Origin of the sequence: Kocuria rosea (assembly GCF_023715525.1) — a bacterium.
Lineage (GTDB): Bacteria > Actinomycetota > Actinomycetes > Actinomycetales > Micrococcaceae > Kocuria > Kocuria rosea_A.
In genome coordinates, this window is sequence record NZ_JAMBOG010000001.1 from 188,902 (window position 1) to 209,799 (window position 20,898).

Sequence of the window (20,898 nt, forward strand, 5' to 3'; positions counted from 1 at the left end):
CCCGACGACGGGTGGTGGCCGGTGAGCATGCCTACCGCTCTTAACTGTACTGCCCGGTCGGTCCCGTCGGTATCCCCTCTTCCGCCTTCCCGGGCCCCCTGCGTCCTGCGCCGCCGCCCTCAGACGAGCGCGCGGGCGGGCGTGTCGGCCGCCGAGGGCTTGCCGGCGTAGGCGCCGCGGTACCGCGCGGCGGGATGGGTGTCCAGCACCTTGGTCCGGCCCTTGCCGTAGAGGTTCTCGCGCAGCGTGGTGCCCTCGTACTCGGTGCGGTAGCGGCCGCGCTTCTGCAGCTCCGGCACGACCCACTCCACGAAGTCCTCGAACGAGCCCGGGGACACGTGGTAGGCGAGGTTGATGCCGTCCAGCCCGCCGTCGTCGATCCACCGCTCGAGCTCGTCGGCCACGGTCTGCGGGGACCCGACGATCGGCACGCCCATGCCGCCCATCGAGATGTGCTTGGCGACCTCCTTGACGGTCCACTTCTTGTGGGGGTCAGCGGTGGTGAACGGCGTGAGGAAGGACTGGATGGAGTCGGTCTTGATGTACTCCAGGACGTCGTTCTCGTCGTACCGGCCCAGGTCCACCCCGGACCAGCCGCCCACGAGCCCCAGCGCGCCGTCGGTGTCCGCGTACCGCTCGTAGTCGCGGCGCTTCTGCTCGGCCTTCGCATCGGTCTCGTCGACGATCACGTGCAGCATGGCGAAGATCTTGAGGTCCTCCCGGTTCCGCCCCTGGGCCTCGGCCTCGTCGCGCAGCTTGTCGGTGACCACGCGGGTGAGGTCCGGGCGGATGCCGCCCACGAACACGGCCTCCGCGTGGCGACCGGCGAACGCCCGCCCGCGGGACGAGGCACCGGCCTGGAAGATCAGCGGGGTGCGCTGCGGGGACGGCTCGGTCAGCCCGATGCCGGGGACGTCGAAGTACTTGCCGTGGTGCTGGATGGGGTGCACGAGGGACGGGTCGGCGAAGATCCCGTTCTTGCGGTCGCGCTTGACCGCGCCGTCCTCCCAGGAGCCCTCCCACAGCTTGTAGCAGACCTCCATGAACTCCTCGGCGATCTCGTAGCGCTCGTCATGGGAGATCTGGTCCGTCAGCCCGTGGTTCTCGGCCGCGGACTTCAGGTAGGAGGTCACCACGTTGAAGCCCATCCGGCCCCGGGTCAGGTGGTCGAGGGTCGCGAACTTCCGGGCCAGCGGGTACGGCTGCTCGTAGGTGATCGCGCTGGTCACCCCGAAGCCGAGGTGCTTCGTCACGGCCGCCATCGCCGAGATCTGCATGAAGGGGTCGTTGACCGGGATCTGGGTGGCGTCCTTGATCACGGGCGCCGCGGAGTTCTGGTAGACGTCGTAGTACCCGACGACGTCGGCGAGGAACATCGCGTCGAACAGGCCCTTCTCCAGGACCTGGGCGACGTCCGTCCAGTACTCGAGCGTGTTGTACTCGTCCGCCCGGGAGCGCGGGTGCTTCCACAGGCCGGGGGCCTGGTGGCCGACGCAGGTCATGTCGAAGGCGTTCAGGGCGATGCGCTTGCTCATGGGTGGACCTCTCGGTTCGCTCATGACCCGCGCCCCGTGCGCCGCACCGCGTGCGGCCTCTCTGCGGGTCCGACGCACTGCTGGGCGCCGTACTTGCCGTGGCGCGTGTGCGCCGCGGCCCGATGTTCATCTGGGGCACCCCGCTACGGGAGAGGGTTGCCGCCCGACCAGCCAGAGCTTCGCGTCGGGACTCGTCATCGTTGTCCGCGGAACAGCCTACCGGCCCCCCCGGGGTCCGGTGCAACCCCCGTCACGTTCCGCCCGCCGCGGCGCGCCGCGGCGGGCGCCCCGCTCAGGCGGGCCGGGCCAGCGGGGGCGTCCGCCGGGGATCCAGCGTCCAGCCCCGGCGCAGCCGCTCCCGCAACTCGATGAGGGGGCAGGTGTCCATGACCACGTCGAGCCCGGCCGCCGTCGCCCGGGCCGCGGCCTCGTGGTCCACGACGCCGAGCTGGAGCCACACGGCCGCGGCCCCCGCGGCGACGGCCTGGTCCACGACCGGGCCCACCCGGCAGGAGTTCACGAAGCAGTCCACGACGTCGAGCGGCGCGGGGACCTCCGCGAGGGTGCGGAAGCCCGGCTCGCCGTGCACCTCCTCGCCCTTCGGGTTCACCGGGACGATCACCATGCCGAGCTCGTCCCGGATCTGCCGCGCCACCGGGTGCGCCGGGCGCATCCGGTTGCCGGTCAGCCCCACGACGGCCCACCTGCCGGGCCCGGTGAGGAGACGGTCGATCACGGCGGGGTCGTTGACGTGGCGCTGAGGGCTCATGCCTCCAGCGTGGCACGGAACGTCGTGGCCCGCGAGGCTGCGGCGACCGGCGGCCTCACGGGTCAGGAGAACTCGCGGGTCAGGAGAAGAGGGGCAGGCGCAGGGAGGCCTCCCCCAGCTGCGCGCGCTCCTCGTCCGTGAGCTCGGCCCGGCCGGTGCCCAGCCGCGCGAAGTGCTCATCGCTCCAGTGCTCGAGGGGCTCCCGGTCCCACAGCTCCGTGAGCACGCGCCGGACCTCCGCGAGCCCGCCGGAGGACGGGCCCGGGCTGCCCTCCAGGTGGCGGATGAGGTCCAGGTGGTGCACCGTGGCCTCAACGGCGAGGGTGCTCAGCAGGTCCTCGACCGCCAGCACGTGCCCCTGGGTGCGGACCGACCCGGGGGTGCGGGCGTGCTCCGCGGCGTGCACGGCGGCGCGCGCGGTCTCCTCCCAGAGCCGGCGCAGCCGCTCCCAGCGCAGGAACAGGCTGGCGACCACGCGGCTGTAGCGGCGCCCGTCCGCGTCGGCCTCCGGGTCCGCGCCGGCGTCGGCCCAGTAGCTCACCGCGTCCCGGTCGGGCCGCGCCGTCGTGGGGGTGTGCAGGGCGACGAGCGCCCGCTGGGCGTCCAGGACGCAGTGCTGGACCAGGTCGCGGACCGCCCAGCCGGTGCAGCCGGTCGCGGCCCAGGAGTCGTCGTCCCCCAGCCCGTCGAGGGCCGCCCCGAAGGCGGCGTAGGCCTCCCGCACGAGCTCCGCCCGCTCCGGGCTGTTCCGGGTCGTCATGGGTCCATGGTGGAGCACGAGCGGTCCCGGTGCCACAGGTTTCGGCGGCGGTCGTGCGCGGGCCGGATTTGCCACGCCCCGCACGGCCGTCGTTCAATGAGCGCGTAACCATCCGGAGCGGCTGAGAGACCTGGCTCGTCGACGTCGCAGCAACCGGCACGGACCCGTCGGTCCCGCGTGCGAGGTGCTAATGCCAGGACCGATGGAGTTGATCATGACCGGTTCCCTGGTGAGTCCTGCGCCGTCCCCGGCCACCGCCGTGCCCGCCAAGCGCGCGTTCTCCGTGGCGTTCCAGCACGTCGGCAAGGCCTTCACGACCGGCCGCGAGGTGCGCCCCGTGCTGGAGGACGTCGACTTCACGGCCCGGTCCGGCGAGGTCGTCGCCGTCCTGGGCCCGTCGGGCTGCGGCAAGTCCACGCTGCTGCGGGCCGCCGCCGGCCTCGACACCGCGTCGAGCGGACGCGTGCTCATCGACGGCACCCCGGTCTCCGGCATCGACCCGCGCTGCGCCGTCGCCTTCCAGGAGCCACGCCTGCTGCCCTGGCGGTCCGTGCGCGAGAACGTCCGGCTGGGCCTGCCCGCGGGCACGGGCCGGTCCGAGGGCGACGCCGTGGTGGACGACCTGCTGCGGCTCGTGGGTCTGTCCGCGCACGCCCGCCACCGCCCGCGGGAGATCTCCGGCGGCATGGCCCAGCGCGCCTCGCTGGCCCGGGCCCTGGCTCGCAACCCCGGGGTGCTGCTGCTCGACGAGCCCTTCGGCGCACTCGACGCCCTCACCCGCCTGAAGATGCAGGACCTGCTCCTGACCGTCCACGCCGCCCAGCCCACGACCGTACTGCTCGTGACCCACGACGTCGACGAGGCCCTGCAGCTCGCCGACCGGGTCCTCGTCCTGGGCCGGGCAGGCGCGACCGCGCCCGCCTCCGTGAGCACGGTCCTCGAGGTCCCCGGCGAGCGCCCGCGCGACCGGGCCTCCGAGGTGCTCGCCGAGCTGCGCGTGCAGCTGCTCGGCCACCTGGGCGTCGACGCCCACCACCCCGCGGCGCGCTGACGCGGCCCCTCCCGCTCCCGCCCCGCTCCTCCCCGGACCCCGGGCCCGCCGGCCGCGCCGCGTCCCCACGATCCCGCCCTCCTGCCCCGAAAGGCTCCGCCATGCCCCAGCTCCCCGCCCTGAAGCTTCCCGTCCTCGCGGCCGTCCTCGCCCTCGGCCTGACCGGCTGCATGGCCGGTGAGGGCTCCGGCGACGCCCCCGCCCGGGCAGCGGGCGACAACGGGACCGTCTCGGTGGACTACGCGACCTACAACCCCCTGTCCCTCGTCATCAAGGAGAAGGGCTGGCTGGAGGCCGCCCTGGCCGAGTCCGGCACGTCCGTCGAGTGGGTGCAGTCCGCGGGCTCCAACAAGGCCAACGAGGCGCTGCGCGCGGGAGCCGTGGACATCGGCTCCACCGCCGGCTCCGCCGCCCTGCTCGCCCGCAGCAACGGCACCCCCATCAAGGTCGTCGACCTCTACTCCCAGCCCGAGTGGTCCGCGCTCGTGACCACGCCGGGATCCGGCATCGGGACGGTCGCCGACCTCGAGGGCAGGACGGTCGCGGCCACCAAGGGCACCGACCCGTACTTCTTCCTCCTGCAGGCGCTGGAGGAGGCCGGGGTGGACCCCGCCGAGGTCACCGTCCAGAACCTCCAGCACCCCGACGGCCGCTCCGCCCTCGAGAACGGCCAGGTCGACGCGTGGTCCGGCCTGGACCCGATCATGGCCGCCGCCGAGCAGGACGGCGCGAAGCTGTTCTACCGCAACGTCGACTTCAACACCTACGGCTTCCTCAACGCCACCGAGTCCTTCCTCGAGGAGCAGCCCGAGACCGCCCAGACCGTGGTGGACGTCTACGCCTACGCCCGCGACTGGGCCCTGCAGCACCCCCGGGAGACCGCGCAGATCCTCGCCGACGGCGCCGGCATCGAGCTGCCGGTGGCCGAGCAGGTCCTCGAGCGCACCTCCCTCGACATCGACCACGTGCCCGGCGACGAGCAACTGGCCGTCCTGGAGAAGGTCGGCCCGATCTTCGTCGAGTCCGACGACGTGGCCGACCAGGAGCAGATCGACGAGGCGCTCGCAAGCATCGTGGAGCCCTCCCTCGCCGAGAACGCCGACGCCTCGCGCGTGGCGGAGGCCCTCGAGGAGGCGAAGTGACGCAGCAGCTCGCGCCCCGGGGCGCCACCCCGCCCGACGACGTCCCCGCCGCTCCCCCGACGCCCCGGCCCCGGCCGCTGCTGCGCACCGGGCTGGGCCTGGTCCTGCCCGCGGCGCTGCTCGCGCTGTGGCACGTGCTCTCCTCCACCGGCGCGTTCAGCGCCGTCCAGCTTCCCGCGCCGCTCGCGGTCCTCGAGGCCGGCGCCGACCTGCTGGCCCGCGGGGACCTGTGGACGCACGTGGGCATCTCCGCGCAGCGCGTGCTCGTCGGCTTCCTGATCGGGGCCGGGCTGGGCCTCGCCGCGGGGTCGTTCATCGGCCTGTCCCGCCGGGGCTCCGCCCTGGTGGGACCGACCATCGGGGCGTTCCGGGCGGTGCCGTCCCTGGCGTGGGTGCCCCTGCTGCTGCTGTGGATCGGGCTGGGCGAGGACTCCAAGGTGACTCTCGTGGCCATCGGCGCGTTCTTCCCCGTCTACACGACCGTCTCCGCCGCCCTGCAGCACGTGGACCGCAACCTCGTGGAGGCCGCCCGCGCGTTCGGCGTGCACGGCCTCCGGCTGCTCACCACGGTCCAGCTCCCGGCGGTCATGCCGTCGGTCGTCTCCGGACTCCGCCTGGCCCTCGCGCAGGCGTGGCTGTTCCTCGTGGCCGCCGAGCTGCTGGGCGCCTCCATGGGCCTGGGCTTCCTCCTCACGGACTCGCAGAACAACGGGCGCACCGACCGCCTGCTGCTCGCCATCGTGCTGCTCGCCGTGCTGGGCAAGCTCTCCGACGCGCTGCTGGGCGTCTTCGAGAAGTGGTCCGTGAAGAAGTGGGCGTGAGGAAACGGCCATGACACACGGACCTGGAACAGTGGGCACGACCGGCGCCACCGCCGGCGCAGGAAGGACGGCAGCACCGTGAGCCCCAGCTGGAGCGACCCCCACTCCCCCACCCCCAATCCCGCCCTCGAGTCCGACGCCGCGCGGATCGCGTTCTGGGAGGCCCAGGCGTCCCGCCTGGAGTGGGCCGAGCCGTGGACCACCGCGCACCGCTTCGACGGGCCGCGGCGGATCGGGGAGGACCAGGACGGCAACCCCACCTGGTCGGTGCCCGAGCTGGCCTGGTTCGAGGGCGGGAAGCTCAACGTCGCCCACAACTGCGTGGACCGCCACGTCGCGGCGGGCCGGGGCGCCCACGTGGCCCTGTACTTCGAGGGCGAGCCCGGCGACCGCCTGGTCTACACCTACGCCGACCTGCAGCGGGAGGTCTGCCGGGCCGCCAACGCCCTGCTGTCCCTGGGCGTGCGGCAGGGCGACCGCGTGGTGATCTACCTGCCGGTCATCCCGGAGACCGTCGTCATCACGCTGGCCTGCGCCCGCATCGGCGCGGTGCACTCCCTGGTCTTCGGCGGCTTCTCGGCGGAGGCCCTGAGGTTCCGCGTCGAGGACACCGGCGCCAAGGTGCTGGTGACCACGGACGGGCAGCACCGGCGCGGGGCCGTGGTGCCCGTCAAGGCCACCGCCGACGAGGCCTGCAGCGGCGAGAACGCGATCGAGCACGTCGTCGTGGTCCGCCGCACCTCCCGGCCCGGCCGCACGGACCTGCCCCGGGGCACCCGGGGCACGCGCTCCAAGGAGGAGGACGCCGTCCCGTGGACGCGCGGCCGGGACGTGTGGTGGCACGAGCTGGTCGCCGGCCAGCCGGACGTGCACGAGCCCGAGGCCTTCGACGCCGAGACGCCGCTGTTCATCATCTACACCTCCGGGACCACCGGCAGGCCCAAGGGCCTGGTGCACACGATGGGCGGCTACCTCGTGCAGACGGCCTACACGCACGCGCTGCTGTTCGACCTGCTGCCCGACGTCGAGGACCCGGACGGCGAGCTGCGGCCCGACGAGCTGTCCGTGGTCAACGACCCCGCGAAGGTCGACTCGACCGTGCACTGGTGCACCGCCGACCTCGCGTGGGTCACCGCGCACACCTACGAGATCTACGGTCCGCTGGTCAACGGCGTCACCGAGGTGATCTACGAGGGCACCCCGAGCACCCCGCACTGGGGCCGGCACTTCGAGGTCATCGAGCGCTACGGGGTGACCAGCTACTACACCGCGCCCACCCTGGTCCGCTCTCTCATGGGCGCGTTCCCGCGGGGGGTCCCGCAGATCTACAACCTCAACTCGGTGCGGCTGCTCGGCTCCGTGGGCGAGTCGATCAACCCGGAGGCGTGGCGGTGGCTGCGGGCCCAGGTGGGCCGCGACGAGGTCCCGTTCGTGGACACGTGGTGGCAGTCGGAGACCGGCTCCACCGTGATGTCCCCCCGCCCGCACGACCCGCAGTTCGCCCCGCCGGGCACCTTCGACGACGGCACCCCGCACACCGCGCTCAAGCCCGGCTGCGCCACGCGCGCGGTCCCGGGGATCTCCACGCGCGTGGTCGACGAGGACGGGGCCACCGTGCCGGCCGGGGTGCAGGGCTTCGTGGTGGTCGACCGGACCGGCCCCTCGATGGCCCGCACGGTGTGGGGCGACCCGCAGCGCTACCTCGACTCCTACTGGGCGGCCTACGCCGAGCAGGGCTGGTTCCTCGCGGGGGACGGCGCCCGCTACGACGAGGAGGGCGACATCTACATCCTCGGCCGGGTCGACGACGTCATCAACGTCTCCGGCCACCGGCTGTCGACCATCGAGATCGAGTCCGCGCTCGTCACCCACCCGTGGGTGGTGGAGGCCGGCGCCGCGCCGGTGCGCGACGAGGTGACGGGGCACGCGGTGCTCGCGTACGTCGTCCTGACCCCCGAGGCGCAGGGGCTGCCGGCCGGCGAGCTGACCGCCGCGCTGCGCGAGCACGTGGCGCACGAGATCGGGCCCATCGCCAAGCCCCGGGCCGTCGTGGCGGTCCCCGACCTGCCCAAGACCCGCTCCGGGAAGATCACCCGGCGCCTGCTCGCGCAGCTGTGGGAGGGCGCGCCGCTGGGCGACCGCTCGTCGCTGCAGAACGAGGAGGCGCTCGAGCAGATCGCCGCGGTGCTGGCCGCGCGCGGCTGAGCGGCCCCGGGCGCGGCGGAGGGGCGGGCCCGCGGGCCCGCCCCTCCGGTCCGTCACCGCCCGGGTGCGGCGCTCACCACATGCCCAGCAGCTTCGTCCACAGACCGCCTGCGACGGTCCAGATCACGATGTTGACCACGCTCATGAGGAAGCCGACCCGGAACCACTCCCCCGTGGGGACGTAGCCGGAGCCGTAGACCACGCCGGCCGGCCCGGAGGAGTAGTGGGCCAGGCCCCCGAAGAGGTTGCCGATGAACCCGAACGCCAGGGCGGCCAGCAGGGGCGGCGTCCCGGCGCCCACCGCGGCGCCTAGGAAGACCGCGTACATGGCCACGACCTGGGCCGTGTTGGAGGCGAAGAAGTAGTGCGCGTAGAAGTACACGAGCGCCAGGACCGCGAAGGCCACGACCCACGACATGCCACCCACGAGCGCGGTGGCGGAGGCCCCGACCCAGTCGATGACGCCCAGGTCGTTCAGGTGCGAGGCCATGCCCACCAGCACGGCGAAGAACAGCAGCGTGGACCAGGCGCCGCTGTTGGCCGCCATCTGCTTCCAGCTGAGCACCCGGGTCACGAGCAGGATCGAGATGCCCACGAACGCCACGGCCGTGGCGTTGAGGTCGAGGACCGAGCCCAGGCACCACAGCACGAGCAGCAGCAGGAACGTCCCGGCCATCGTCTTCTCGTGGAAGGACATCGCGCCCAGCTGCGAGAGCTCCTGCCGGGCCTGCACGGGGGCCTCCGGGGTCTGCTTCAGGGTCGGCGGGTAGATCTTCGCCATCACCCACGGCACCGCGGTCAGGGAGAGGAGCCCGGGCACCAGGGCGGCCAGCGCCCAGGTGCCCCACGAGACCTCGATGCCGGCCTGGGCGGCGAACTCGGCGGCGAGGGGGTTGCCCGCCATGGCGGTGAGGAACATGGCGGAGGTGACGGTGTTGACCTGCACGGCGGTCATGGCGAGGTAGGCCCCCAGCCGGCGCCGGGACTGCTCGGTCTCCGGCGTGGACCCCTGGACCTGCGCCAGCGAGGAGATGATCGGGAACACCACGCCGCCCGCGCGGGCGGTGTTGGAGGGGGTGGCGGGCGCCAGGAGCAGGTCGGTCACGGCCATGCCGTAGCTCAGGCCCAGGCTGGAACGGCCCAGCCGGGCCACGAACCACAGGGCCACCCGGCGGCCCAGCCCGGTGACGAGGAATCCGTCGGCGATGAAGAAGGCCGCGACGATCAGCCACACCGCGCTGTTGCCGAAGCCCTGGAGGGCCTCGGTGGAGGCGTCCATGGTGCCGGTGATCATCGCCACGGCGAGCCCCACGACGGCCACGGACGCCGTGGGCAGGGGCTGGAGGATGAGCGCGAGGATCGTCCCGAGGAAGATCGCCGCCATGTGCATCCCGCGCGGGTCCATCCCGGCGGCCGGGGGCACGCACCACACGGCGGCCGTCACGGCCACGATCACGAGGACCTTGAGGGCCATGGCCGGCGGGCGGCGGCGGGCGGGGGCGGCGTTCCGGGCGGATCGCGCCGGGGAGAGGGTGTCCATCTCGATCATTCCTGTGTGTCGGACGCGGACGGGCCGGATCAGACCCACACGAAGCCTAGAACCCTCCCGCGGACCGTGTGGCTTCATGTGGCAGCACGTGGGCCAGAAGTGACGCTTCTCTCGTCCTCGGCGCCCCCGGGGACGGCCCCTCCCCGGGGGGCGTGCGTCCCGTGTGACCCCACGTTGAGACGTGTGACGTCTGGCAGGATGGACTCCTAGGATGAATGCCGTGACCCCCTCCCCCGCCGCCCCCGTGAAGGGCCACCGCCCCGCGCCGCCCCGGCTGCCCGGCCTCTCCCGGCTCCGCGAGCTGCCCGAGCTGCCCGAGCTCTCCAACACCGACCTGAAGCTGGCGATGGCCGGCTCCGGTGCGCTGTTCTCCGGCTACGTGCTGGTGCACATGCTGGGGAACCTGAAGGTGTACCAGGGCGAGGAGAAGTTCAACGCCTACGCCGAGTTCCTCCGCACGGCCGGCGCACCGGTGCTGCCGCGCGGGACCGTCCTGTGGGCGGCCCGCGGCGTGCTCACCACGGGCCTGGTCGCGCACGTGGGCGCGGCCGCGGTGCTCACCGCGCGGTCCTGGCGGGCGAACGGGACGCTGCTGCCGCGGCGCGGGCGCCGGCCCCGGGGGCGCCGCCGGTCCCCGTGGGCGGTCGCGAAGCGCTCGATGCGCAGCACGGGCGGCATGCTCGGGCTGTTCACCGCCTTCCACGTCCTGGACCTCACCCTGGGCGCCCGGCCCGCCGCCGCGCGGAACTTCGAGCACGGCAGCGCCTACGCCAACCTCGTGGCCAGCCTCTCCCGCCCGCCCGTGGCCGCCGCCTACGCCCTGTCCATGGCCGCTCTCGCCGCGCACCTGGTCCACGGCATCCCGGAGATCGCCAACGACGTCGGCGCGAGCTACGACCGGGCCTTCCAGCGGCGGCTGCGGATCGGCGCCAGCGTCCTCGGCGCCGCCGTCGCCGCCGGCAACACCACGATCCCGGTGGCCGTGCTGACCCGCGCGGTGCGCTGACCCCTCCCCCTACAGTTCAAGGACCCGCCTCGTGACCACCCTGCACCTGACCGTCGACGTGTGGCGCCAGCCCTCCCCCGGCGAGCCGGGGGACTTCGTGAGCTACGACGTCCCCGACGCCCACCCGGACATGACCGTGCTCGAGCTCCTGGACCGGCTCAACGAGCAGCTCGCCGCCGCGGACGAGGACCCCGTCGCCTTCGACGACGGGTGCCGCGAGGGCGTGTGCGGCAAGTGCGGGGTCACGGTGGACGGCGTGCCGCACGGCCCCGAGCGCAACGCCGCGAGCTGCATGCAGCACCTGGGCGCGTACCGGGACGGGGACCGCGTGCGGATCGAGCCGCTGCGCGCCGCGTCCCTGCCCGTCAAGCGGGACCTCTCCGTGGACAAGAAGGCCCTGCGCCGGGTGGCGAAGGAGGCCAAGTTCCCGGTCGCCATGAAGGCCCTAGCCAACGGCGGCTGCATCAGCTGCGGGGCGTGCATCGCCTCCTGCCCCAACGGGTCCGGGCAGCTGTTCGTGGGCACGATGCTGCGGGAGCTACCGCCGCTGGCCAAGAACGAGGACGAGCGCCGCGAGCGGGCCACCAAGGTCATCGCCGCCGCCGAGGAGGAGTTCGGCCCGTGCTCCCTGCTGGGCGACTGCGTGGAGGTCTGCCCGGCGGGCCTGCCGATCGAGAACCTCTCCGCCGTGGCGCGGGAGAACCTGCGCGCCCGGTTCGGCCGGCCCGCCCAGGACTGAGCGGCCCGGCCGGCCCTCCCGCCGGACCGGCACCGGGTGGCGCGGAGCGCTCCGGGGCACCACAATGGAGGACAGCCATCCCGAGCGGCCGAGAGACCTGGATCGACGACGCCGCAGCAACCGTGGTCGACGTCGCAGGCCGCACGGTGCTACCGCCAGGACCGATGGAGCAGCGCACTCCCGGCACCCCGCCGGGCCCTCCTCGCCCGGGACCGATCAGCGGCACGACTCGCACGAGGAGCACCCCTCCATGGCCGACCACCAGTTCGGGTTCCGCACCCGCGCCCTGCACGCCGGGGGCACCCCCGACGCCGAGCACGGCGCCCGGGCCGTCCCGATCTACCAGACCACCTCGTTCGTCTTCAAGGACGCCCAGGACGCCGCGAACCTCTTCGCGCTGCAGAAGTACGGCAACATCTACTCCCGCATCGGCAACCCGACCGTCGCGGCGCTCGAGGAGCGCATCGCGTCCCTCGAGGGAGGCATCGGCGCCGTGGCCACCGCCTCGGGCATGGCCGCCGAGTTCCTCACCTTCGCCGCGCTCGCGCAGGCCGGGGACCACATCGTGGCCGCGGGCCAGCTCTACGGCGGGACCGTCACCCAGCTCGACGTGACCCTGCGCCGCTTCGGGATCGAGACCACGTTCGTGCACGGCACGGACCCGGAGGACTACCGGGCGGCGCTGCGCCCGAACACCAAGGCGGTCTACACCGAGGTCGTCGCGAACCCTTCCGGGGAGGTCGCCGACCTCGAGGGCCTCGCCGCGGTCGCGCACGGGGCCGGTGTGCCGCTGGTCGTGGACTCGACCATGACCCCGCCCTACCTGCTGCGGCCCCTGGAGCACGGGGCGGACATCGTCATCCACTCCGCCACCAAGTTCCTGGGCGGGCACGGCACCACGCTGGGCGGCGTCGTCGTCGAATCCGGGCGCTTCGACTGGGGCAACGGGAACTTCCCGTCCATGACGGAGCCCGTGGCGTCCTACAACGACGTCTCCTGGTGGGGGAACTTCGGCGAGTACGGGTTCCTCACCAAGCTGCGCTCGGAGCAGCTGCGGGACATCGGCGCGTCCCTGTCCCCGCAGTCCGCGTGGAACCTGCTCCAGGGCGTGGAGACCCTGCCCCAGCGCATGGACGCCCACCTGGTCAACGCCAAGGCGGTGGCGCAGTGGCTGGACGAGGACCCGCGGGTCTCCTACGTCAACTACGCGGGCCTGCCCGGCCACCCGCACCACGAGCGGGCCCGGAGGCTCCTACCCCTGGGCGTGGGCTCCGTCTTCGCGTTCGGCGTGACGGCGACCGCCGAGCTGAGCGGGCGGCAGGTGGGCGAGCGGTTCATCGGGAGCCTGCAGCTGGCCAGCCACCTCGCCAACATCGGGGACGCCCGCACCCTCGTGCTGCACCCGGCCTCGACCACCCACCAGCAGCTGAGCCCCGAGCAGCTGGAGGTCGGCGGGGTCGCCGAGGACCTCGTGCGCATCTCCGTGGGCCTCGAGGACACCGAGGACATCCTGTGGGACCTCGACCAGGCCCTGACCGCGGCCACCGGGCTCTCCCGGGAGACCGCCGACGCCGCCGCCATCACCGAAGGAGCGCTCCGATGACCGCCGAGACCCGCACCTGGATCGGCCCCTCCGCCCCGGAGCGGCTGAGCATCCTGCGCAACACCGAGTCCATCGCCATCGTGGGCGCGTCGAACAAGCCGTCCCGCGCGTCCTACTTCGTGGCGACCTACCTGCAGTCGTCCTCGCCGTACCGCGTGTACTTCGTCAACCCCGTGGTGGACGAGATCCTGGGCCGGCCGGTGTACAGGTCCCTGGCCGACCTGCCGGAGACCCCGGACCTGGTCGACGTCTTCCGCAAGCACGACGATCTGCCGGACGTGGCCCAGGAGGCCGTCGACGCGGGCGCGAAGACCCTGTGGCTGCAGCTGGGCTCCTGGAACGAGGACGCCGCCGCGATCGCCGAGGACGCCGGGCTGGACGTGGTCATGGACCGGTGCGTGAAGATCGAGCACGCCCGCTTCCACGGCGGCCTGCACCTGGCCGGCTTCAACACCGGGGTGATCTCCTCGAAGCGCCAGGTCCTCGCCTGAGCCCCCCACGACGACGGCGCCCCGCCTCCTCTGCACGCAGGGGGCGGGGCGCCGTCGTCGGCGGGCCGGGTCAGCGGGACTTCTGGAGCTCCTGCTCCTCCCAGTAGGCGCGGGTGGTCACCACGTCGGTGCCGTCCCACGCGCCGAGCCCGGACAGCCCGGGGATGTCGCCGCTGTGGAAGACCGGCTCCACGCCCTGCCGGCGCTGGGCCTCGTAGTTCTTCAGCACGCGCCCGGCCACGCCGGCGAGCAGCACGAGGGCGACCAGGTTGATCGTGGCCATGAAGGCCATGAACAGGTCCGCCAGGGACCACACGAGGTCCAGCGCGAGCACCGCGCCGGCGAAGACGAAGGCCAGCACGAGCACCCGGTAGCCGGCCATCACGGCCTTGGAGCCGCTGAGGAAGCGGATGTTGGACTCGCCGTAGTAGTAGTTGCCGATCACCGAGGTGAACGCGAAGAGGAAGATCGCCACGGTGAGGAAGTGCACCGCCCAGTTGCCCAGCTGCAGGGCGAGCGCGGACTGGGTGAGGGACGCGCCCTCGCGGCCGCCGAACTCGGGGTTCGACAGCAGGACGATGAACGCGGTGATCGAGCAGATGATCCAGGTGTCGAAGTACACGCCGAGGGCCTGCACGAAGCCCTGCTTGGCCGGGTGGGAGATCGACGCGGTGGCCCCGGCGTTGGGGGCCGAGCCCATGCCGGCCTCGTTGGAGAACAGCCCGCGCTTCATGCCCTGGATGATCACGCCGATCAGCCCGCCGGTGACGAACTCCCGGATGCCGAAGGCGCCCCCGAGGATCTGGCCGAGCACCACCGGGACCTCGCCGATGTTCAGGACCACCACGAGCAGGCCGAGGAAGATGTAGAGCACCGCCATGACCGGGACGACGATCTCGGAGACCGCGGAGATGCGGCGGATGCCGCCGAAGATGATCGCGGCGGTGAGCCCGACCAGCACGGCGCCGACGAGGACGCGGAACCACAGGGCGTTCGCGGCGGTGATGTCGATGCCGAAGGACCCGCCCAGGGCGTCGACGATCGAGTTGGACTGCACGGAGTTGAACACGAAGCCGTAGGTGAGGGTGATGACGACCGCGAAGAGCAGCCCCATCCACCGCGCGCCGATGCCGCGCTCCATGTAGTAGGCCGGTCCGCCCACGTAGCCGGCGGGGGCCTTGATCTTGTAAAGCTGGCCGAGCAGGGACTCCACGAAGGCGCTGGCCGCGCCGATGCCGGCGATCACCCACATCCAGAAGACGGCGCCGGGGCCGCCGAGGCTGATCGCGATGGCCACGCCGGCGATGTTGCCGGTGCCGACCCGGGCCGCGGCCGAGACGGTGAACGCGCGGAAGGAGGAGATCCCCTTCTTGCCGTCCTCGGCCAGGCCGGGCTTGTCGTTGAGCACCCGGACCATCTCCGGGAGCGACCGGAACTGCACCGCTCCGGTGCGCACGGTGAGGTAGAGGCCCACCCCGACGAGGATGGCGAACACCACGTACCACACCCAGGTTCCGAGGGTGCCCACGAACTCGGTCAAGAGATCCATTCCAACTCCGAACTGTGACGGACGCGGTCCCGGACGTGGGTCTGCGGAGGCCGCGTGAACGACAGGAGCGCCCTGTTGGGCGTGTTATCGGCACACTCTAGTGGAGGCCGGGCACCGCGCCGTTCCCTGTGCGCGCACCGACGTGGCAGAAGAGCGCCACCGGGACGCTGCCGGTGGCGCTCTTCTGTGCCCTCACGAGGGCGAGACGGGCTCAGACGACACGCACCGCGCCCTTGTCCGCGGAGGTCACCATGGAGGCGTAGGCACGCAGGGCCTTGGACACCTGGCGCTCGCGGGGCTTGGTCGGGGTCCAGGGCAGCGGGCCCTTCGCCTGGCGGCGGGCGGCGAGCGTCGCGTCGTCGACGTTCACCCGCAGCACGCGGTTCGCGACGTCGATCTCGATCTCGTCGCCGGTCTCGATGAGGCCCACGGCGCCGCCGGAGGCGGCCTCCGGGGAGATGTGCCCGATCGACAGGCCGGAGGTGCCGCCGGAGAAGCGGCCGTCGGTGATCAGCGCGCACTGCCGGCCGAGGCCGAGACCCTTGAGGTAGGAGGTCGGGTAGAGCATCTCCTGCATGCCGGGCCCGCCCCGGGGGCCCTCGTGGGTGATCACCACGACGTCGCCCGGCTGGACGTTCTTGGACAGGATCTCGAACACGGCCTCGTCCTGGGACTCGACCACGAACGCCTTGCCGACGAAGTGGAAAAGCTCCTCGTCGATGCCGGCGGTCTTGATCACGGCGCCGTCCTCGGCGATGTTGCCGTAGAGGATGGCCAGGCCGCCGTCCTTCGTGTAGGCGTGCTCGACGGAGCGGATGCAGCCGCCCACGGCGTCGAGGTCCAGGGACTCGAAGCGGTTGGCCGTGGAGAACGCCTGCGTGGTGCGCACCCCGCCGGGGGCGGCGAGGAACAGCTCCTGCGCCCGCGCGGAGGCCTTGCCGCCGCGCACGTCCCACTCGTCGAGCCAGGTGGCCAGGTCCGGGGCGTGGACGGTGTGCACGTCCTCGTTGAGCAGGCCGGCGCGCCGCAGCTCGCCGAGGATGGCGGGGATGCCGCCGGCGCGGTGCACGTGCTCGATGTGGAACTTCGTGGAGTTCGGGGCGACCTTGCACAGGCAGGGCACCCGGCGGGAGAGGGCGTCGATGTCCGGCAGGGCGAAGTCGATCTCCCCCTCCTGGGCGGCGGCCAGGATGTGCAGGATCGTGTTGGTGGACCCGCCCATGGCGATGTCCAGGGCCATGGCGTTCTCGAACGCGGCCTTGGTCGCGATGCGGCGCGGCAGCACGGACTCGTCGTCCTGCTCGTAGTACCGGCAGCACAGGTCCACGATCCGGCGCCCGGCCTCCAGGAAGAGCTCCTTGCGGGCGACCTGGGTGGCCAGGGTCGTGCCGTTGCCGGGCAGGGACAGCCCGAGCGCCTCGGTGAGGCAGTTCATGGAGTTGGCGGTGAACATCCCGGAGCAGGACCCGCACGTGGGGCAGGCGTTGCGCTCGATCTGGCCCAGCTGCTCGTCGGTGATGCTCTCGTCGACGGCCATGGACATGGCGTCCACGAGGTCCAGACGGTGCTCGACCACGCCCTCGACGGCCTCGCCGGACTCCATGGGTCCGCCCGAGACGAAGACCACCGGGATGTTCAGCCGCAGTGCGGCCAGCAGCATGCCCGGGGTGATCTTGTCGCAGTTGGAGATGCACACGAGCGCGTCCGCGCGGTGGGCGTTGACCATGTACTCCACGGAGTCCGCGATGATGTCGCGGGAGGGCAGCGAGTAGAGCATGCCGTCGTGGCCCATCGCGATGCCGTCGTCGACCGCGATGGTGTTGAACTCCTTCGTCACGCCCCCGGCCTCCCGGACCGCGGAGGCGACGAGGTCGCCCATGTCCTTGAGGTGGACGTGGCCCGGGACGAACTGCGTGTACGAGTTGGCGATCGCGATGATCGGCTTCCCGAAGTCGTCGTCGCCCATGCCGGTGGCGCGCCACAGGGCGCGGGCGCCGGCCATGTTGCGGCCGTGGGTGGAGGTGCGGGAGCGGAGCTGGGGCATGACGGTGCTCGTTCTCCTTGCTTGAGCGCGGCGGTGGGGGCGGCCGGACGGGCCCTGCACGAGGCCCGTGCGCGGGGTCGCCCGCCTGGAGTCCATCCCCGAGAATACGCCGGTCCGTGCGGCGGCATGTGTTTCCGGACGCGCGTCTCAGCATGTGGTCGCTCGTCGGCCGCCGGCCCGACCGGGACGGCCGTCGACGAGAGCAGGACGCGGGGGCCGGACCACGGGTGGAGTTCGCGGTCGGGCCCCCGCGGTGGGGTGCGTCAGCTCCGGGATCCGGCGCCGATCAGCTCGCGCTCCGGTTCCGCGGGGTCCGCGGGGTCGGCCGGGTCCGCAGGCACGTGCTCGCGCCGGAGGGACTCGCCCTCGACGTCGACGTCGGGCAGGATCCGGTCGAGCCAGCGGGGCAGCCACCAGGCCTTGTCGCCGAGCAGGTGCATGGCCGCGGGGATGAGCATCATGCGCACGACGAAGGCGTCGACGAGCACGCCGAAGGCGAGGCCGAAGCCCAGGGGCCGGATCATGGCCATGTGGGAGAACATGAAGCCGGCGAACACGGAGATCATGATGATCGCCGCGGCGGTGACCACGGTGCGGCCGGCGTCGAGCCCTTCGCGCACGGCCGCGCGGGCGGAGGAGCCGTGGACGTAGGCCTCGCGCATGCCGGAGACCAGGAACAGCTGGTAGTCCATGGCCAGGCCGAACAGGATGCCCACCAGCAGCGTGGGCAGGAAGCTGAGCACCGGCCCGGGGTCGTGGACGCCGAAGGCCGCACCCGCCCAGCCCCACTGGTAGATGGCGACCACTCCGCCGAAGGCGGCGAAGAGGGTAAGCATGAACCCGGCGGTGGCGATGACCGGGACGAGGAGGGAGCGGAAGACCAGCACCATGAGCACCAGGGACAGGCCCAGCACCACGGCGAGGTAGCGGGGCAGGGCGTCGGCGAGCTTCTGGGAGACGTCGATGTTGCCGCCGGTCTGCCCGGTGACGCCGATGCTCACCCCGTGGTTGTCCTCCAGCGCCGGGGAGAGGGCGCGGAGGTCGTCGACGAGGCGCTCGGTGGACTCGGCGGCCGGCCCGTCGGTGGGGGTGACCTGGAAGACGGCCGTGCGGCGGTCCTCGGAGAGCCCGGCCGGCACCACGGAGACGACGTCCTCGCGCGCCATCAGCTCCTCGCCGACGGTCACCTGCAGGTCGGCCGCCTCCGCGGCGCCGGTGCCCTCGGGCAGGTCGGCGACCACCAGCAGCGGGCCGTTGGTCCCGGCGCCGAACTCCTCGTCGATGATCCGGTAGGCCTGGTAGGCGGTGGAGTCGGCCGGCTCCGAGGAGGCGTCGGGCAGGCCCAGGCGCATGGAGGCGGCCGGCAGGGCGATCGCCACGAGCGCCACCAGTCCGGCCAGCAGGGTCAGCACCGGGCGGCGGGTGGCCACCCCGGGGCGGTCGGGCCCCCGGTGGGCGGGGGTCCGGGCAGCCCGCTGCCGGGCGCGGGCCGAGAGCAGGCGCTGCCCCACGAGGGACAGCAGCGCCGGGGTGAGGGTGATGGCGATGAGCACGGCGACGGCCACGCAGGTCGCGGCGGCGGTGCCCATCATCCCCAGGAACGGGATGCCGGTGACGTTGAGCGCGGCGAGGGCGATGATGACGGTCAGCCCGGCGAAGACGACCGCGTTGCCGGAGGTGCCGGTGGCCAGGCCGATCGACTCGTGCAGCTCGACGCCGGACAGCAGCTGCTGGCGGTGGCGGTTGAGGATGAACAGGGAGTAGTCGATGCCCACGGCCAGCCCCAGCATGAGCCCGAGCATGGGGGTCATCGAGGTCATCTCCACGACCCCGGAGAAGGACAGGGTGGCCAGCGCACCGGCGCCCACGCCGGTGAGCGCGGTGACGATGGGCAGCCCGGCCGCCACGAGCGTGCCGAGCATGACCAGCAGCACGATGCCGGCGACGGCCACGCCGACGGCCTCGGTGGGGCCGAACAGCTGGGAGACGTCCTGGGAGATCTCGGTGGAGTACTCGACCTGCACCCCGTCGATCCGCACTCCGTCGACGGCGTCCTGGAGCGCCTGCTTGTCCTCGGCGGTGACGGCCTGCTGCTCCTCCGTGAAGGTCACCACGGCCACGGCCGCGGTGCCGTCCTCGGAGACGGTGCGGGTCCCCTGGGCCAGTGCGAGCAGCTTCTCGCCGCGCGCGAGCTCGGGCGCGGCGTCCTCAAGCTCCTCGCGGTTGCGCTCCAGCTCCGCGCGTCCGTCGTCGAGGGCCTCCTGCTGGACCTCGAGCTCCTCGAGCACGGGATCCGGGGCCTTGGCCCTCTCGGCCCGGGCGCGGGCGGCGTCGAGCTTGGCCTGGTTCTCGTCCAGGGCCGCCCCGGCCTCCTCGAGCCGTTCCTGTCCGTCCGCCAGCTGCGCCCGGGCGTCGGCCAGCTGCTGCTCCTGGTCCTCGCGCTCCTGCTGGGTCGCGAAGGGGTTCAGCACGGCGTCGACCCCGGAGGAGTCGCCGGCCGCCTCCAGGGCGGCGTCGATCTGCTCCCGCTGCGCGGCCGTGAAGGGCTCGCCGCCCTCGGTCCGGAACACGACGCGTCCCGTGCCGTGGCCGGCGTCGGGCAGCTCGCTCTGCAGGCGGTCGGCCAGGCGCTGGGTCTCGGTGCCGGGGATGGTGATCGCGGTGGTCAGCTGCCCGCCGGCCACGGCGAAGGCGCCGCCGGTGAGGACCAGGACCGCGACCCAGGCCGCGACCACGGCCCAGGCGCGCCGGGCGGCGAAGCGCCCGAGTCGATACAACAGGTGTGCCATGTCTCTTCTCTGTCAGTTCTGTGCGGAAGGGTCCCCGCGGGGGAGGAAGGGGGTGGAGCGGCAGGCGCGGGGCGTCAGGGCGCAGGGCGGGCGAAGCCGTGCCGCAGGTGGTCGATGGCCGTGCGCACCAGCCGCTGCCAGGCGGCCCGGCCGTCGGGGGTGTCCACCCCGCCGGTCTCCTCCACCCACTGCTCGAAGGCGACGGCGAGGGCGTTGATGAGCGAGCTCGCCAGCAGCGTCACGGTGAAGGAGCCGGCCTCAGGGTTGCGCTGGGCGACCTCGGCCGTGAGCCGTGCGGTGACGGTCTGCAGCACCTCGTGGGCCCACATCACGGTGGTGGGGTGGTTCTCACTGGCGGCCAGCAGCCGGGCGATGTGGGACAGGGGGCGGACCAGCTCGGTGCGCTCGATGACGTCGGCCAGCTGCTCGAAGACCGCGCCGGTGCTGGGGGCGGCCGGGGGCGGGGTGGCGTCAGCGATCTCCACGAAGTCGTCCACGATCACGCCGAGCAGTTCGCTGAACCGGGCGTAGACGGCGTCGTCGGCCGAGGAGAAGTGGTTGAAGATCGTCCGGCGCGACACCCCGGCCCGTTCGGCGAGGTCGCTGACGGTGAAGCCGCCGATGCCCCGCTCCTCGGCCAGGGCCGCGGCGGCGTCGATGATGGCCCGCCGGTTGAAGAACTTCAGGGCCTCCCTGCGGTCGCTCGGGGGCCGGGCGGGGGACGCATCGCTGGGGCACCGGATCACAGATGGTTACACTAGGTGCAACACTGCACTCAGTGCAACGTTGCCTTCGGTGCGGTGGATCACCGCATGCCCGGCGCCGGCAGGCCAGCCCGGCAGGGC

Annotated in this window: 16 protein-coding genes and 2 riboswitches; of the genes, 8 read left to right on the forward strand and 8 right to left on the reverse strand. The window is 72.8% G+C overall.

Translation table 11 applies throughout. The annotated features are described in order from the left end of the window. Positions 1-119: 119 nt before the first annotated feature. From M3185_RS00905 to M3185_RS00915, 3 genes are all read right to left on the reverse strand, one after another. Positions 120-1,535, reverse strand: a complete 1,416-nt coding sequence (locus tag M3185_RS00905) for an LLM class flavin-dependent oxidoreductase (protein ID WP_374238447.1) — start codon at positions 1,533-1,535, stop codon at positions 120-122. Between the two features lie 84 nt (positions 1,536-1,619). Beyond that, a riboswitch (SAM riboswitch) is annotated at positions 1,620-1,734 on the reverse strand. Between the two features lie 93 nt (positions 1,735-1,827). Beyond that, complete coding sequence (locus M3185_RS00910) at positions 1,828-2,304, reverse strand: CoA-binding protein (protein WP_251331791.1); 477 nt, start codon at positions 2,302-2,304, stop codon at positions 1,828-1,830. Between the two features lie 79 nt (positions 2,305-2,383). Then, positions 2,384-3,064, reverse strand: a complete 681-nt coding sequence (locus tag M3185_RS00915) for a maleylpyruvate isomerase N-terminal domain-containing protein (RefSeq protein WP_251331792.1) — start codon at positions 3,062-3,064, stop codon at positions 2,384-2,386. 105 nt (positions 3,065-3,169) lie between these two features. After that, positions 3,170-3,273, forward strand: a riboswitch (SAM riboswitch). Positions 3,274-3,278: 5 nt separating this feature from the next. On the opposite strand from M3185_RS00915, the gene M3185_RS00920 reads away from it, so the two are divergent. From M3185_RS00920 to M3185_RS00935, 4 genes are all read left to right on the forward strand, one after another. Continuing rightward, the gene (locus M3185_RS00920) at positions 3,279-4,115 is read left to right on the forward strand and encodes an ABC transporter ATP-binding protein (protein ID WP_251331793.1); all 837 of its coding nucleotides are present in this window, start codon (positions 3,279-3,281) and stop codon (positions 4,113-4,115) included. Positions 4,116-4,216: 101 nt separating this feature from the next. Beyond that, a complete protein-coding gene (locus M3185_RS00925) occupies positions 4,217-5,257 on the forward strand; it encodes an aliphatic sulfonate ABC transporter substrate-binding protein (RefSeq protein WP_251331794.1) in 1,041 nt (346 codons plus the stop codon). Next, the gene (locus tag M3185_RS00930; protein ID WP_251331795.1) at positions 5,254-6,078 is read left to right on the forward strand and encodes an ABC transporter permease; all 825 of its coding nucleotides are present in this window, start codon (positions 5,254-5,256) and stop codon (positions 6,076-6,078) included. Before M3185_RS00925 ends, M3185_RS00930 begins: the two co-directional genes overlap by 4 nt. Before the next feature lie 78 nt (positions 6,079-6,156). After that, complete coding sequence (locus tag M3185_RS00935) at positions 6,157-8,283, forward strand: AMP-binding protein (RefSeq protein WP_251331796.1); 2,127 nt, start codon at positions 6,157-6,159, stop codon at positions 8,281-8,283. Positions 8,284-8,356: 73 nt separating this feature from the next. Here the strand turns inward: M3185_RS00935 and M3185_RS00940 are convergent, their stop codons facing one another. Continuing rightward, positions 8,357-9,823 (reverse strand): DASS family sodium-coupled anion symporter, encoded by a 1,467-nt coding sequence (locus M3185_RS00940; protein ID WP_374238448.1) that lies wholly within the window; start codon positions 9,821-9,823, stop codon positions 8,357-8,359. Positions 9,824-10,052: 229 nt separating this feature from the next. Here M3185_RS00940 and M3185_RS00945 point away from each other — a divergent pair, with 229 nt between their 5' ends. From M3185_RS00945 to M3185_RS00960, 4 genes are all read left to right on the forward strand, one after another. Continuing rightward, positions 10,053-10,838: a succinate dehydrogenase gene (locus M3185_RS00945; protein ID WP_251331798.1), complete on the forward strand. Its 786-nt coding sequence runs from the start codon at positions 10,053-10,055 to the stop codon at positions 10,836-10,838. 40 nt (positions 10,839-10,878) lie between these two features. Then, positions 10,879-11,577 (forward strand): 2Fe-2S iron-sulfur cluster-binding protein, encoded by a 699-nt coding sequence (locus M3185_RS00950; protein WP_251331858.1) that lies wholly within the window; start codon positions 10,879-10,881, stop codon positions 11,575-11,577. A 250-nt stretch (positions 11,578-11,827) separates the two neighbouring features. After that, a complete protein-coding gene (locus tag M3185_RS00955; RefSeq protein WP_251331799.1) occupies positions 11,828-13,180 on the forward strand; it encodes an O-acetylhomoserine aminocarboxypropyltransferase/cysteine synthase family protein in 1,353 nt (450 codons plus the stop codon). Further along, positions 13,177-13,671, forward strand: a complete 495-nt coding sequence (locus M3185_RS00960) for a CoA-binding protein (RefSeq protein ID WP_251331800.1) — start codon at positions 13,177-13,179, stop codon at positions 13,669-13,671. The genes M3185_RS00955 and M3185_RS00960 overlap by 4 nt, the downstream gene beginning before the upstream one ends. Before the next feature lie 70 nt (positions 13,672-13,741). Here M3185_RS00960 and M3185_RS00965 read toward each other — a convergent pair whose 3' ends face one another. The 4 genes from M3185_RS00965 to M3185_RS00980 all read right to left on the reverse strand — a co-directional run bounded on the left by M3185_RS00965 (position 13,742) and on the right by M3185_RS00980 (position 20,799). Continuing rightward, positions 13,742-15,220: an alanine/glycine:cation symporter family protein gene (locus M3185_RS00965; protein WP_251331801.1), complete on the reverse strand. Its 1,479-nt coding sequence runs from the start codon at positions 15,218-15,220 to the stop codon at positions 13,742-13,744. Positions 15,221-15,431: 211 nt separating this feature from the next. Next, positions 15,432-17,264, reverse strand: a complete 1,833-nt coding sequence (gene ilvD, locus M3185_RS00970; RefSeq protein ID WP_251331802.1) for a dihydroxy-acid dehydratase — start codon at positions 17,262-17,264, stop codon at positions 15,432-15,434. A 263-nt stretch (positions 17,265-17,527) separates the two neighbouring features. Beyond that, entirely contained in the window at positions 17,528-20,053 is a 2,526-nt protein-coding gene (locus M3185_RS00975) for an MMPL family transporter (protein WP_251331803.1), read from the reverse strand. A 74-nt stretch (positions 20,054-20,127) separates the two neighbouring features. Further along, positions 20,128-20,799: a TetR/AcrR family transcriptional regulator gene (locus M3185_RS00980; RefSeq protein ID WP_251331804.1), complete on the reverse strand. Its 672-nt coding sequence runs from the start codon at positions 20,797-20,799 to the stop codon at positions 20,128-20,130. Positions 20,800-20,898: the final 99 nt, after the last annotated feature.